We start from the raw sequence: 13554 nt of genomic DNA, 5'->3' as shown, positions 1-13554 counted from the left end.
AGAACTAGCACAAAATAACGTACAGCAGAAAAGTGTACAGGTACAATATATACAGTTGTATCTACCCACGCTAGCGGAAGGAATCTAGGAAATGTGTATTTTGGAAAACTGAATCCGTTCTTCCCTATGAAAAGCTGACTGACCTTTGTATCGCTTAGTATCCTGTTTATTTCCTGTCAGAAACGAATGCACCCCGCTGGCGTCGCTCAACCGCTGGACGCCTTTTTCCGGACGGCTCCGGATTTTAGCGGTGTAGTACTGATCGCCGAAAAAGGGAAACCTGTGTACCATCGGGCTTTCGGGTACCAGAATTTTGACACCCGTCAATCCATGACGACGACGTCGGTCTTTGAACTCGCCTCTCTTTCCAAGCAGTTCACCGCCATGACGATTCTTTTGCTGAAAAAAGCAGGCAAACTCCAGTATGACGACCCCATCGAAAACTATTTGCCGGGTTTGCCGTACCCCGGCGTAACCATCCGGCATTTGCTGAATCATACCTCCGGATTGCCCGATTATCAGGAAGTAATGGACCAGCACTGGGACAAGAGTAAGGTAGCAGGCAATGCGGATAATATTGCGTATTTGATTCAATACCATCCCGAACGTCGGTTTGAGCCCGGTAGCCGCTACGAATACAGCAACACCGGCTACATGCTCCTGGCAAGTATTGCGGAGAAGGTTTCCGGGGAAGATTTCATCGCATTTTCCCGCTCCCGTATCTACCGACCGCTGGGAATGAAGGATACTGACATTCGATCATTGTCCGAAAAAAAGACTCTGGAACGGATGGCCTGGGGTCATTTGTACGTTCCGGAAAAGAAGCAATACGTTCGGGCGGATTCGTTTCCTCAGTTCAACTACGCCATCTGGCTGGGCAATCGGAAAGGGCCGGGCCGAATGAGTGCGACAACCAACGATTTGCTCCGCTGGGATCGGGTTTTGTATACCACGCAACTGGTCAGTCCCACCACCTTGCAGGAAGCCTTTTCGCCCGCTCGTCTGAGCAACGATTCACTCTCTAATTACGGATTTGGCTGGAAGATTCAACAGCATCCACGGCTGGGTAAAGTAGTTCGCCACAGTGGAGACAATCCCGGGTACAAGAACGAAATCATCCGGTACATCGAGGCTGATAAGACCGTGATTGTACTCTGCAATAATGACCACGCAAAGCTACCACAGTTATTACAACTTATTGAGGAAGAGTTGGGGGGTCAATAGTCGTAAAGAGCATCAGATTTATTGGCTAAAGCCTTTGTTTACATATTCTTAACAATTGAATACTTATAGTAATAATTCGTTCATACTGCCTTCAACATTAGCTAAAAGCTGCCGCTGACCTTTGCGGGGAGATTACCGAACATTCGTTCCAAACAAACTCCTCATGAAACAGCTTTTACCGAAGCCGCAGCGATCATTGGGTTATCTTTCGTTGCTGACCGCTTTATGGATGGTACTTTTTTCCCTGACTTCCCAGGCTCAGGACCGAACGCTTAGCGGAACCGTACGCGGCCAGGATGACCAGCAGCCCCTGGCTGGTGTGGCCGTACGGGTTAAAAATTCAAATCAGGGTACAACCACCAATGCCGACGGTACCTATCGTCTCACGGTTCCGGCGGGTGCTGAAACGCTGATCTTTACGTTTGTAGGCCATACCACGCAGGAAGAAGCCATCGGCAACCGGACGCAAATCGATGTATTACTGGTTGCTGATCAGCGACTGCTGGAAGAAGTAGTCGTTACCTCGCTGGGGATTACCAAAGCGAAACGGGATCTTTCGTACGCTACGCAAACGATCAAAGCTCAGGATCTGGTGAAGGCCCGTGAACCAAACCCCGTAAACGCTCTGGTGGGGAAAGTGGCCGGTCTGAACATCGGTGCCAGTGCGGAACTACTGCGGGCTCCGCAGGTACTGCTGCGGGGTGGCCGCCCTTTGTTCGTGGTAGACGGGGTACCCATTGTATCCGATACCTACAACATCAATCCCGATGATATTGAGTCCTATGACGTGATTAAAGGCCCCTCGGGTTCAGCCCTGTACGGATCACGGGCGACAAACGGCGTTATCATCATTACTACCAAAAAAGGCTCGAAAGACAAACGCGGTTTTTCCGTCGAAGTCAATTCGAGTACGATGACGGAAAACGGTTTTCTGGCCATTCCTAAAGTACAGGATGAGTACGGTCCGGGAAACAAAGGAACCTATTCCTTCGTCGATGGTCGCGGTGGTGGACTCAACGACGGCGATTACGACGTCTGGGGACCTAAATTCGAAGGTCAGCTGATTGCCCAGTACGACAGCCCCATCGATCCGCAAACCGGTAAGCGAATCCCTACGCCCTGGGTGGCTCGCGGTAAAGACAACTTGAAGCGTTTCCTGCGTCCGGGCGTCCTGTCTACCAACAGTGTAGCCATTTCGGCAACTTCCGGCAAAACGGATTTACGTTTCGGGATCACCAATCAGTACCAGAAAGGTATGGTGCCGAATACCAGTCTGAACAGTACTACCTTCAGTGCAACACTGGGTCAGAACATTTCCGACCGCGTTCGTTTTGAGTCGAATTTTAACTTCAGTCGTCAGGCTTCGGCCAATTACCCGGACGTAAATTACGGTCCGAACTCCCTGATTTATAACACCGTGATTTGGGCGGGAGCTGACTGGAATGTCGATGACATGAAGCAACTCTGGCAGCCCGGCAAAGAGGGCATCCAGCAGATTTACGCCGAATACCAACGCTACAACAACCCCTGGTTTGTGGCGAAAGAATGGTTACGGGGGCACTACAACAATACGTACAATGCTACGCCCTGATGAAATTCGATCTGCTGAAAAACCTGGAACTACAGGCTCGTACGCAGGTGACAGGTTACGAATTGTTCCGGAATGAAAAAATGCCGTATTCAGCCACCACGTACGGACGGGAGCAAGCGAAGGGTGATTACCGCGAAGACCGCCGTTCCTTATTGGAAAACAATACCGACGTATTGCTGAACTATAACAAAACCTTTGCTCATGACATCAGCCTGCGGGCTGTGGGTGGTTTTTCGGGACGTTTTTTCCGGTATAACAGCAACTACGCTTCAACGGATTACCTGAGTGTGCCGGGCGTTTATACCTTCGACAACTCCCTGAACCCCACGCGGGCAAACAGCTTTAACTCCCGTATGCAGGTGCTGAGTGCCCTGTACAGCGTCGATGTGAACCTGGGTCGTTACGCGACGCTTTCGACGACGGGTCGCTGGGATAAAAACTCTACCTTGCCCTCGGACAAGAACGTATATTTCTACCCGTCAGCCGGGGTAAGCACGGTAGTATCGGATTATGTTCGGACTCCTGCGGCCATTTCTTTCGTGAAATTGCGGGCTTCGTACGCCAACGTAAAAGAGGCCTTTACGCAGCAGAATGTGTATACGGCGTTCTCTCCACTGGATGGTAGTAACCCGCTGGGTTATGGTCAGACGTTTGCTTCACCCTACGAGGGGCCTTCGTACGGAACGACGGTTGCTTATACGATCAGTCGTCCCTACAACAACGAAGCCGCGGCCAGTTATGCCAACGCTCTGGTGGATCCTAACCTGAAACCTTCTTCACGGACGAGTTTTGAAGCGGGTCTGGATGTACGCTTCCTCAAAAACCGGATCGGTCTGGACGTCGCGTACTTCAGCTACCTCGATGGTCCGCGTATTTTTGGCCTGACTCTGCCCGAAGCTACGGGGTATTCTTCCCTGACCACCAACGGGATTAAATCGCAGAAACGCGGTCTGGAAATCGCCTTGACGGGTACGGCCCTGAAAAGTGCCCGTGGTCTGAACTGGGACGTAACGCTGAACTGGAGTACGTTTCAGGAGTACCTGAAAGAAATTTACGGTTCACAAACGCGACTCAACCAGTTCTACAAAGTGGGCGATCGTCTGGATGCCTATTACGGATCGGCCTTTGCCCGTACCCGCGAGGGACAAATCATCAATGATGCGAACGGACGGCCCGTGGTTAATCCCGTGAATCAATTCCTGGGTTACACCAATGCCGATTTTGCTTTCGGGTTCATCAACAAATTCAACTACCGCAATTTCTTCCTGAACGTACAGGTCGATGGTCGCGTAGGGGGCGTAATCGAGGATTACATCCAGAAACAAACGTTCCGGGGCGGTCGTCACATCGAAACGGTACAGGGAAAGATGGGTGAAGCCCGCTATCAGGATTACAAAGGGATAGCTTCCTGGGTAGGTCCTGGAGTGGTACTGACCAACGGAAACATCCAGTACGACGTAGATGGAAACATTACCAACTTCGAGTCGCTGCGTTTCTCACCCATGTCGGATGCCAACAAAACCTACCTCCAGGACTGGATCAGCCGTTACTACAACACCAACGAAGCCAACATGATCAGCCGGAGCTTTGTGAAGCTTCGCGAAGTGACATTCGGGTATCAGATCCCGAGTCAGGTATTACAGGGTCGTTTAGGTTTTGTAAAATCGGCCAGCATCTCGTTCGTGGGTCGTAACCTGCTGTACTGGGCTGAGAAAAAGGACCTTGATGTCGAGCAGTTTGTTAGCTACTCAGATCGGGGATCGAGCCTGCAAACGCCCACTACGCGTCGGTACGGGGTAAACATCAACCTGATTTTTTAACGGATTTCCTAGCAATCACGCAATGAAAAAGATACTCTATAGTCTGGTACTGCTGCTGAGCCTGGGAAGCTGCCAGAAATTCGAAGAACTCGAAAAAAATCCCAACCTGCCCATCCAGGTACCGGCTGATCTGGTACTGAAGGACATCCTGATGGATATGTATGAAGGCACCTGGAACAAGGATGCCCGGTACAATCAGTACTACACCATCAATTACAACTATTACGGTAACAACGAATACGACTGGACGACATCGGATTTGCGGTACACGACGCTGAAAAACGTCCTGAAAATGGAAGAAGAGGCCAAGAAAAACCTCTCGACCGATAAAAATGCGTACGCTGCACTAGGTAAATTTTTCCGGGCGTACTTCTGGTTCTGGATGACCCAGCGGGTAGGCGATGTACCCCTGAAAGACGCTCTGCAGGGGGAAGCGAACATTACACCTCGCTACGATACGCAGAAGGACATTTACCTACAGGTGCTGACCTGGCTGGACGAAGCCAACACGGATCTGGCGAGTTTACAGGCCGCTGGTCAGGCTACGCTACCCCTGAAGGGTGATATCTACCTCAACAACAGCCTGAGTTCCTGGCAGAAAGTGGTCAATGCGTTTAAACTTCGCGTACTGATTAACCTGAGTAAGCGTACCGATGATGCCGATTTAAAAGTAAAAACCCGCTTTGCCGAAGTAGTAGCTAATCCTACGAAATTTCCCCTGTTTACGGGTAATGTGGATAACCTGCAGTTTGTGTACAACGCCGTTTACAACAAATACCCCGTCAATCCGGATAACTTCGGCAACGACGCGACCCGTCAGGAAATGTCGGCGACGCACGTGGAATTGCTGAAACGGTACCAGGATCCGCGTCTGTTCGTAACTGCCGAACCCGCCGAAGCTCAACTCAAAAAAGGAGTGAAGGCCACGGATTTTGCGGCGTTCGTAGCTCCGAGTCCGGCACTGAGTCTGGATGTAATGTCGACGGGAGCCAACAATGGCGAGTACTCCTTCATCAACCGGAATCGCTATTACAAAGGTTACACGCCCGAACCAACGGTTATTCTGGGTTATTCCGAGCAATCGTTCAACATTGCCGAAGCCATTAACCTGGGCTGGGCAACGGGTGATGCCGCCGATTACTACCAGAAAGGTATTCTGGCCAACATGGATTTCTTCGGTATCAAAAACGGAACGAACACCGTAGTTTTTGAAATCCGGAATGCGGGCGTAGCTACGTCGCAATCCTTTACCATCAGCTTCGATCCGACGGCGTACCTGGGCCAGTCGCTGGTGAAGTATGCCGGTAACACTACTGAGGACGCAAGCAGATTCTGAATCAGAAATACCTGGCCCTGTTCATGACCTCGGGTATTGAGCCTTTCTTCAACTGGCGGCGAACGGGCTATCCCGACAACTTCGCTACCCAGGGAGCGGGTATTGGTACAAGGGGTATTCCCCGTCGCTGGCAGTATCCGGTTTCGGATCGGTTGTACAACGAAACCAATTACCGCGAAGCTCTGCAACGACAGTTTGGTTCAGCCACGCAGGATAACGTGAAAGACGAACTCTGGATGTTGAAATAAGCCCATCTCGGGGCCTGCTCCACACGGGGCAGGCCCCGTTTATTTTTAAACGTTAGTACGGAATGCTTGACCGGGGTTTTCCAGAAAAGCCAGAAAATGAAGTCGAGCTTAGGAATTGAGTCCTATCTTCGGCCCTGTCTACCAGTTGAATGATGATTATGGAAGGAGCGTTTTTAGTAGAAGTAAGCCGCCGTATTAAAGAACGAAGAACCAGTCAACGCCTTACGGTACAGGAGCTTGCCGATCGGGCAGGCGTTAGTAAAGGGCTGATTTCACAGATCGAAAATGGCCGAAGTATTCCTTCACTGCCGGTATTATTTCAGATCATTCAATCCCTGAATAGTGAAGTAGGAGACTTTTTTGAGAATTTAAAGCTTAGCGAACCGGTCGTGCTGGTTCAGAAGAAAGATTCCTTCGAGGCCTTCGAAAAGGAAGATGCCCACGGTTTTCAGTACCAACGCATTTTAACCCGGAGTATGGCCGCCTCGACCGTCGATGTCGTGTTGCTGGAACTGGCTCCGCATTCGCAACGCGAAGAAGTCAGAACCGAAGCTTTTGAGCTGAAATACATTTTGAAAGGCCAGGTAGACTACCTCATCAACGGGCAGTCATATCCCTGGAAGCGGGAGATGCTCTGTTTTTTGATGGCCGCCTGCCTCATCTGCCCCGTAATACTGGCCGGCAATCCTGCCAGATGCTGATTGTGTACTTCTTTGATCAGCGGTAACTCAGGTACGAAAAGAGATTCGCTGGTTAGTACCCCTTAGCCGAGCCAATGTAGCTTTTCTAGGTATTGGTACTTCAAAAGAAAGGACTCCCAAGCCAATAGCCTGGGAGTCTTTTTATATTTGATGTATTAAGAATGCACCACTTCGAGGGGGTGATAGGTTCCGGCCACCACCGCTTCACATAATCCAAACGAAAGTGTCATGCCCGCTCCACCCAGACCGTTGATCACCGTAACTCCGGATTCGGGCGAGGTGACCCACTCGGTTTTACCCTGCGTATGTTTGGGATAGATGCCGTGCCAGGTCTGCTGAATCTGATAGCAGGGGAAGGTAGTGAAGGTACGCAGATAGTCGAGCACCAAAGCATTGACCGCCGTCCGGTCGAAGGGATCAAACGTCAGGCCGTATTCATGCGAATCGCCTACCGTAATCTCGCCTAACCCATTTTGTGAAGCCATCACGTGAATGCCCCAGTCCATATACTCTTTTTTTTCCTGCTGGTAACGTTCCAGTAACTGGGGCAACGAAGGGGCACTGAGAAAGCCCTTGTAGTGAATCAGGGATAAACCCCCGCACAGGGAAGGACCGATGTGACCATTTTGGGCTTCGAGCCGCAGCATTTGTACCTTACACTTGGTAATGGGGGCTTCGGCATAGGCTTCCGGGTACAGCGTTTCGAAATCAATGCCGCTACACACGTAAATTTCGTCGGCGGACCATTGCCGTTTGCCGGACCAGACATTTGGGTACTCAATCCGACTGATCGCCGTATTCCAGTGAAAGGTTACGCCATACTGTTCGGCCAGATAGGATGGAATGATACCCATTGCCTGTCGGGGATCGACAATCATTTCATCGGCGGAGTATAAGGAACCCAACAGTCCCGCAGGCTGTACGACGGACGAACGTTCGCGGGTTTGACCGGGCGACAGTAAGGCCAGCGGGCGGGTCGGCTGACTGGCTTCTTTGAATTCCTGCAATACCGTCCATTCGTCCGCGTGATAGGCCATGTGCAGGCTTCCCTGCTGACTGTACCAGCAACCGGACCGCTGCAGTACGTCCGTCCAGATGCTTCGCGAACGGAGTGCCCGTTCGTACAAGGCACCTTCGGGTTGACCAATGGGCCAGATCATACCAAAATTGCGGATGGAAGCCCCGACGGCCCGTTCGCTGCGATCAAAAACGCTTACCTGATAACCCCGAAGAGCCAGAGCCCGGGCGGTAGCCAGACCAACGATGCCGGCTCCAATTATAATTGCAGATTTAGTCATGAACCAGTGCTGGATAAGAAACGGAAGGTATCGAATGTTTTTTACGGAAATAGTAGAGCGAAGCCAGAGCTAGTACGGCTCCGCTCAAGGCTACGAAAAGTAAAATCTGGTTGTAAAACTGGCCCCAGGACAGGCCCTCCTGGCTGAATTCTTTCAGGCAAAGCACGCCCACGCTGCCCAGATACCCGAAGGAATCAGCCAGCGACATCACAAAGGCGACATTGCCCTTTTCCCGAAACGTGGCCAGCATCCGTTCGAAGAAAATAGCGTTGTAGGGCACATACGCCAGGTACAGACCCAGCCCACTCAGGGCCATCCAATGGAGTCCGCTTAGCTGTCCGGCGTTGTAGGCCAGGGTAGCAAAACCCATCAAGAGACAAGCCCCGATGATCAGCAGATGGATGAGGGAAAAGGCTTTCAGGTTATTTCGAACCAGAATCAGCAAGCTCAGCAACAGCAGTACGCTCAAGGCCACGGGGCCGTCTACCTGGGTATAAATACCGGGCTGATTGCCGTAACCGAGTCGTTGCCAGATTTCTACTTCAAAATTGTCACGGATGTCCCGAGCCACCGTAAGCAGCGTGTAGACCAGAACCGTCAGCACAATACCGGGTAGGAATTGCCGGATGAACAAACGGCGTTGGGCCCGGTTCATGGGTCGCCGCTCGGTCCGCAGACGCTTGTCTTCGGCACTCGGGGCCGGAATCTGCGACAATACGTAAAGACATCCCGCCAGCGGTACACTGAAGACTAGTCCAGTCAGAAAGGGCATCCAGAATTCCGATACGCCTCCCCAGCGAATGAGTAGTAGTCCCACCGTTTTCACCAGTCCCGAAGCAAAAATCAAACTGATTGCCATAACAGCTCCCATCAGTTCCGTATGCCGTCGGCCTTCCAGAAAAGAGAAAACCAGACCCCAGATCATGCCCAGGGGCAGTCCGTTCAAAAACAGAAATACGATGTTGTACGGCACGGGGCACAGGGCAAAACCCAGCAAGGCCAGCCCGGCCATACTCAGCAACGCAATCAGAGTAGGTATGCGTTGCTGAGGCCGGCGTTGGGCCAGAAACCGGATTCCGTAAAATTTACTCAACGTGTACCCCAGCATCTGAGCCAGAATCAACCAGACTTTATAATCCAGCGGACCCAGTTGTAACGTGCTGTAAGTACCCGCCGTGAAAGCTTTCCGGAAAGCGTACATGCAGCTGTACGTCCCAAAGGCGGCTAGTCCGGCCACCAGTGAAACCAGCCAGGAAGGGGTTACCCGCTTACGCGATAGGGCAGTCATACCAGGAGTATCAGGCCAGAACAATGTCTACCACCTCAGCCACCGAATCAACCGTATGGGTGGGCTCGTACTGGAGAAGTTCCTCCCGCGTAAACGTCCCCGTCGTCACGCCAATGACGTACCGGCAACCCGCATTACGGCCCTCGTTCATATCGACTTCCGTATCGCCGACTTTGGCTACTTCTTCGGTTTGCGTGATGCCCAGGGTTTGCATGGTCTGGTAAATCATGTCCGGGTACGGACGGCCATTGGCAACTTCGTCGCTAGCTACGAGGTGATCAATGGCATCCTGCCAGGCGAGACGCTGCACAATCACTTCGGCAATATTTCGGGAAAAGCCCGTATCCAAACCCACTTTGATACCAGCCTTCCGAAGTCTGACGAAGGTTTCTTCGACGTCGGGCAGGGCCCGCAGGTCGGCCGACGTCTGGTAAAAGGTTAGCATGTCCCGCACAAAATCTTCGTGAATCTGATCGATCAGCGTATCTGTAATCTCAGCTCCTGCTTCGGTCAGCAGCATCCGGATCGCCAGGGGCTTTTTGTAACCCATCAGGGGATTAATGGTTTCCAGCGAAAACGAAAAGCCGTGTTTCTGCAAGGCCTGTTGTAAGGCTTGACTTACGTGGTTTTCATCGTAGACGGTCGTGCCCGCCATATCAAATACTACTAACTTGATTGCCATGTTCAGAGTGATTCGGTTATGGACACAATAGTAAACAGTGTTTATTATTTGTAAACAAAGGAATTGTTACCGAATCATTAAGATTGGTTTTCGTACCCGTCTGATTACGGATTTGGCTTCGTACTTCCGCCCCTGATGCCCAGCGTACGTATTGCCGATCCTTTGAATGGTTACGTATCGAGCAACGACTCAGGGATTCCTTGCCCAATCCCTTCCGCTTTTGTCCAGAAAAACCTATCTTCCCTTTTCTTCCCTTAATCCTATTGAACATGGCAGAATTAAAGAAAGCTCTGACGGCTGTACACGTCTGGGCCATTGGGGTGGGACTGGTCATCTCGGGCGAATACTTTGGCTGGAATTACGGCTGGGGAGTGGCCGGAACAGTGGGCCTGCTGCTGGCTACGCTTCTCATTACGTTGCTGTACGTCACCTTCATTTTTAGCTTTACCGAACTCACCACGGCCATTCCGCAGGCCGGTGGGCCTTTTGCCTACGCTCTCAAAGCCTTTGGCCCCTGGGGAGCCATCATTGCCGGATACGCTACCCTGATCGAGTTTTTGTTCGCGACGCCTGCCATTGCTCTGGCTTTAGGTAGTTACGTCCATTTTCTGTACCCCGGCATTGCCGTCATTCCGGCCTCGCTGGTTTCGTACGCTTTGTTCACGGGGATCAATTTGCTGGGGGTTGAGGAAGCGGCTTGGTTTTCGCTGATTATGACGCTCCTCGCCATTGCCGAACTATTGGTGTTTCTGGGGGTCGTACTGCCGCATTTCGACCTGCAAACGTTCCTGCATCGTCCGTTTCCGTATGGCTGGGCGGGCGTATTTGCGGCTTTACCCTTCGCGATCTGGCTGTTTGTTTGTCTGGAAGGTATTGCCATGGTGGCCGAAGAAGTGAAAGATACCAATCGGGCCCTAGCCCGAGGGTATATTTCAGCCTTACTAACGCTGGCTCTGCTGGCCTTGGGTGTCATGATCAGTATTGGCGGCGTAACGCAGTGGGAAAACCTGAGTACCATCGATTATCCACTACCCGAGTCCATTGCCTTGATTCTGGGACGGGAAAATCCCCTGACGAAGCTTTTTGCCAGCGTCGGCCTGTTTGGGCTGATTGCTTCCTTTCACGGCATCATCATTAGTTATTCGCGACAACTCTTCGCCCTGGCCCGTCAGGAATACCTGCCCGCTTCTCTGGCACTGGTCAGTTCCCGGCGGCGGGTACCGTACGTCGCGTTGCTCGTGGGGGCTGCGTTGGGGATGACTGCTCTACTGGTGCTGGATACCAGTAAGCTTGTCATTCTTTCGACTATTGGAGCCGTGGTGGTCTATATCATCAGTATGCTGGCTCTGTTTCAGCTTCGCCGTACCGAACCCGGCCTGAACCGTCCGTTTCGGGCTCCCGTCTATCCGTATTTCCCGGCAATTGCCCTGGGTCTGGCTACCCTGGCTTTGATCGCGATGGCGTATTTTTACTGGCCACTGGCCCTGCTGTTTTTTGGCGGACTGCTGGTTTTATTACTGGGCTACGGCTTCCGCCTGCGTCAAAACCGGACGAAAGCCCTTTAACTGAATGAAACCACGATTTTCCTATGAGCTACTATTGTACCATTCGAGGATTTACGTACCGGTTCCCTTCCCTGCGGGAACTGCTGGCCAAGGCAAGTCCGCTCCGGTCGGGTGACCAGCTGGCGGGACTGGCGGCTGAAAGCTATGAAGAACGCATTGCCGCTCAGATGGCCCTGGCCGAGGTACCCTTGCCGACTTTTCTGAACGAAGCGGTAGTTCCGTACGAACGGGATGAAGTGACGCGGCTGATAGTGGATACGCATCCGGCGGAGGTTTTTGGTCGTATTCATCATTTTACCGTGGGTGATTTACGCGACTGGCTACTAAGCGATGATGCTGACACGCTACAACTCCAGGAGATTTCCCCGGCTCTGACGCCCGAAATGGTGGCCGCAGTATCCAAACTGATGCGAAATCAGGATTTGATTCTGGTGGCTCAGAAATGCGAAGTCATTACGCGATTTCGGAATACGCTGGGTTTAAAAGGCCATTTATCCGTACGCTTACAGCCCAATCACCCCACCGACGACGCCAATGGCATTGCCGCCAGCATCATCGATGGATTACTCTACGGCAGTGGCGATGCGGTCATCGGCATTAATCCGGCTACGGATAGTCCGACTACAGTTTCCCGCTTGCTGTACATGCTCGATGGCCTACGCGAGCGGTTCGAAATGCCCGCCCAAAGCTGCGTACTGAGTCACGTGACAACGACGCTGGAACTCATTCAGCAGGGCATTCCGGTAGATTTGATTTTCCAATCCATTGCCGGTACCGAGCAGGCGAATGCCAGTTTTGGGATTTCGCTGGGTCTTTTGCAGGAAGCTTACGAGGCGGGACTGTCGCTGAATCGGGGTACGGTCGGTACGAATGTTATGTATTTCGAAACGGGTCAGGGCAGTGCATTGTCTTCCCAAAGTCACCACGGCGTGGATCAGCAAACCTGCGAAGCCCGTGCCTATGCAGTGGCCCGTCATTTTAAACCTTTTATGGTAAATTCCGTGGTCGGATTCATCGGTCCGGAGTACCTCTTTGACGGCAAACAGATTATACGAGCCGGACTCGAAGACCATTTTTGCGGGAAACTGTTGGGTTTACCCATGGGTATGGACATCTGCTACACCAACCACGCTCAGGCGGATCAGGACGATATGGACACACTGTTGACGCTGCTCGGTGTGGCGGGCGTGAATTTCATCATGGGGGTACCCGGTGCTGACGATATTATGCTGAATTACCAGTCTACGTCCTTTCACGATGCCCTGTACCTCCGCCGGACGCTGGGACTCCGGCCCGCTCCCGAATTCGAAGCGTGGCTGCTGCGGCAGGGAATTCTGGATACAGGACGCCTGAAAAAAGGAATTTCTGAACGGATGTATGAGCTGTTGATGAAGTCATCTTGAAGAGAGTAAGTGTATCTTATGTTTCAGAGTATAGAGACCTCGTTATTCACCTAGACGTAGTGCGGTCCTCCTTACTGGCTGTTCGCTAGCCCCTGAGCCTTCCAGGCTGGATCTCTCCACGCCTGACCATTCCATGGGGGCCATCCTATGGCGGCGATCGCCTGCTCAGGGCCATCGCGTTGCGGCTATCGTAGGTCGTTCAGTTGCCCCTTTGGAATAGCTTACGGGCGGGAAGGTTTTTTTTCTTCTAACGGTAATTTATTCAAGCTATTAGTTGGCAGTTGTTAGTTGATTGTTGTGAGTTATTGGCGAGTTAGTATAGTGGACGGCATAAACCCAGGCCCCGTCCTATCGCATTCCATGCCGGGCTCAAGCCGCCTACCATTCCATGGTGGCTC

At 52.0% G+C, this 13554-nt stretch carries 11 protein-coding genes; 8 read left to right on the top strand and 3 right to left on the bottom strand.

The window, feature by feature from the left end; all coding sequences use genetic code 11:
• Window positions 1–186: 186 nt before the first annotated feature.
• The 6 genes from BWI93_RS13825 (at window position 187) to BWI93_RS13810 (ending at window position 6920) form a co-directional block, all read left to right on the top strand.
• Window positions 187–1224: a serine hydrolase gene (locus BWI93_RS13825; protein ID WP_094812252.1), complete on the top strand. Its 1038-nt coding sequence runs from the start codon at window positions 187–189 to the stop codon at window positions 1222–1224.
• Window positions 1225–1387: 163 nt separating this feature from the next.
• Complete coding sequence (locus BWI93_RS28845; RefSeq protein ID WP_255157868.1) at window positions 1388–2815, top strand: carboxypeptidase-like regulatory domain-containing protein; 1428 nt, start codon at window positions 1388–1390, stop codon at window positions 2813–2815.
• A complete protein-coding gene (locus tag BWI93_RS28840) occupies window positions 2815–4635 on the top strand; it encodes a hypothetical protein (RefSeq protein WP_255157867.1) in 1821 nt (606 codons plus the stop codon). The genes BWI93_RS28845 and BWI93_RS28840 overlap by 1 nt, the downstream gene beginning before the upstream one ends.
• 22 nt (window positions 4636–4657) lie before the next feature.
• Window positions 4658–5971, top strand: coding sequence for a SusD/RagB family nutrient-binding outer membrane lipoprotein (locus tag BWI93_RS13815; protein WP_255157866.1), 1314 nt, complete (start codon window positions 4658–4660; stop codon window positions 5969–5971).
• A 23-nt stretch (window positions 5972–5994) separates the two neighbouring features.
• Window positions 5995–6219, top strand: coding sequence for a SusD/RagB family nutrient-binding outer membrane lipoprotein (locus BWI93_RS28835; protein WP_255157865.1), 225 nt, complete (start codon window positions 5995–5997; stop codon window positions 6217–6219).
• Between the two features lie 149 nt (window positions 6220–6368).
• Window positions 6369–6920 carry a helix-turn-helix transcriptional regulator gene (locus tag BWI93_RS13810; protein ID WP_255157864.1) on the top strand — a complete coding sequence of 184 codons (552 nt, stop codon included), beginning with the start codon at window positions 6369–6371 and terminating at the stop codon, window positions 6918–6920.
• Between the two features lie 155 nt (window positions 6921–7075).
• Here the strand turns inward: BWI93_RS13810 and BWI93_RS13805 are convergent, their stop codons facing one another.
• The 3 genes from BWI93_RS13805 to BWI93_RS13795 are packed head-to-tail and all read right to left on the bottom strand — an operon-like array spanning window position 7076 to window position 10188.
• On the bottom strand, window positions 7076–8218 hold the full coding sequence (locus tag BWI93_RS13805; RefSeq protein WP_094812250.1) for a TIGR03364 family FAD-dependent oxidoreductase: 1143 nt from the start codon (window positions 8216–8218) through the stop codon (window positions 7076–7078).
• Entirely contained in the window at window positions 8211–9506 is a 1296-nt protein-coding gene (locus BWI93_RS13800) for a DUF5690 family protein (protein ID WP_094812248.1), read from the bottom strand. The genes BWI93_RS13805 and BWI93_RS13800 overlap by 8 nt, the downstream gene beginning before the upstream one ends.
• Window positions 9507–9516: 10 nt before the next feature.
• Window positions 9517–10188 carry an HAD-IA family hydrolase gene (locus BWI93_RS13795; protein WP_094812246.1) on the bottom strand — a complete coding sequence of 224 codons (672 nt, stop codon included), beginning with the start codon at window positions 10186–10188 and terminating at the stop codon, window positions 9517–9519.
• Window positions 10189–10457: 269 nt separating this feature from the next.
• On the opposite strand from BWI93_RS13795, the gene eat reads away from it, so the two are divergent.
• Together eat and BWI93_RS13785 are read left to right on the top strand one after the other, a co-directional pair.
• The gene (eat, locus tag BWI93_RS13790) at window positions 10458–11753 is read left to right on the top strand and encodes an ethanolamine permease (protein WP_094812244.1); all 1296 of its coding nucleotides are present in this window, start codon (window positions 10458–10460) and stop codon (window positions 11751–11753) included.
• Window positions 11754–11776: 23 nt separating this feature from the next.
• Window positions 11777–13156 (top strand): ethanolamine ammonia-lyase subunit EutB, encoded by a 1380-nt coding sequence (locus BWI93_RS13785; protein WP_094812242.1) that lies wholly within the window; start codon window positions 11777–11779, stop codon window positions 13154–13156.
• The last annotated feature ends 398 nt before the right edge of the window (window positions 13157–13554 follow it).

Source organism: Siphonobacter sp. BAB-5385, assembly GCF_002261125.1.
GTDB lineage: Bacteria > Bacteroidota > Bacteroidia > Cytophagales > Spirosomataceae > Siphonobacter.
Note: the sequence above shows the minus strand (reverse complement) of the source record. Positions and strands in the feature narration are given on the sequence as shown.

Bases quoted from the DNA above. Each gene is read 5' to 3' on its own strand.
- BWI93_RS28845 (WP_255157868.1), top strand. From the start codon at position 1,388: ATGAAACAGCTTTTACCGAAGCCGCAGCGATCATTGGGTTATCTTTCG.
- BWI93_RS13810 (WP_255157864.1), top strand. From the start codon at position 6,369: ATGATGATTATGGAAGGAGCGTTTTTAGTAGAAGTAAGCCGCCGTATT.
- BWI93_RS13815 (WP_255157866.1), top strand. From the start codon at position 4,658: ATGAAAAAGATACTCTATAGTCTGGTACTGCTGCTGAGCCTGGGAAGC.
- BWI93_RS13800 (WP_094812248.1), bottom strand. From the start codon at position 9,506: ATGACTGCCCTATCGCGTAAGCGGGTAACCCCTTCCTGGCTGGTTTCA.
- BWI93_RS28835 (WP_255157865.1), top strand. From the start codon at position 5,995: ATGACCTCGGGTATTGAGCCTTTCTTCAACTGGCGGCGAACGGGCTAT.
- BWI93_RS13825 (WP_094812252.1), top strand. From the start codon at position 187: ATGCACCCCGCTGGCGTCGCTCAACCGCTGGACGCCTTTTTCCGGACG.
- eat (WP_094812244.1), top strand. From the start codon at position 10,458: ATGGCAGAATTAAAGAAAGCTCTGACGGCTGTACACGTCTGGGCCATT.
- BWI93_RS13785 (WP_094812242.1), top strand. From the start codon at position 11,777: ATGAGCTACTATTGTACCATTCGAGGATTTACGTACCGGTTCCCTTCC.
- BWI93_RS28840 (WP_255157867.1), top strand. From the start codon at position 2,815: ATGAAATTCGATCTGCTGAAAAACCTGGAACTACAGGCTCGTACGCAG.
- BWI93_RS13805 (WP_094812250.1), bottom strand. From the start codon at position 8,218: ATGACTAAATCTGCAATTATAATTGGAGCCGGCATCGTTGGTCTGGCT.
- BWI93_RS13795 (WP_094812246.1), bottom strand. From the start codon at position 10,188: ATGGCAATCAAGTTAGTAGTATTTGATATGGCGGGCACGACCGTCTAC.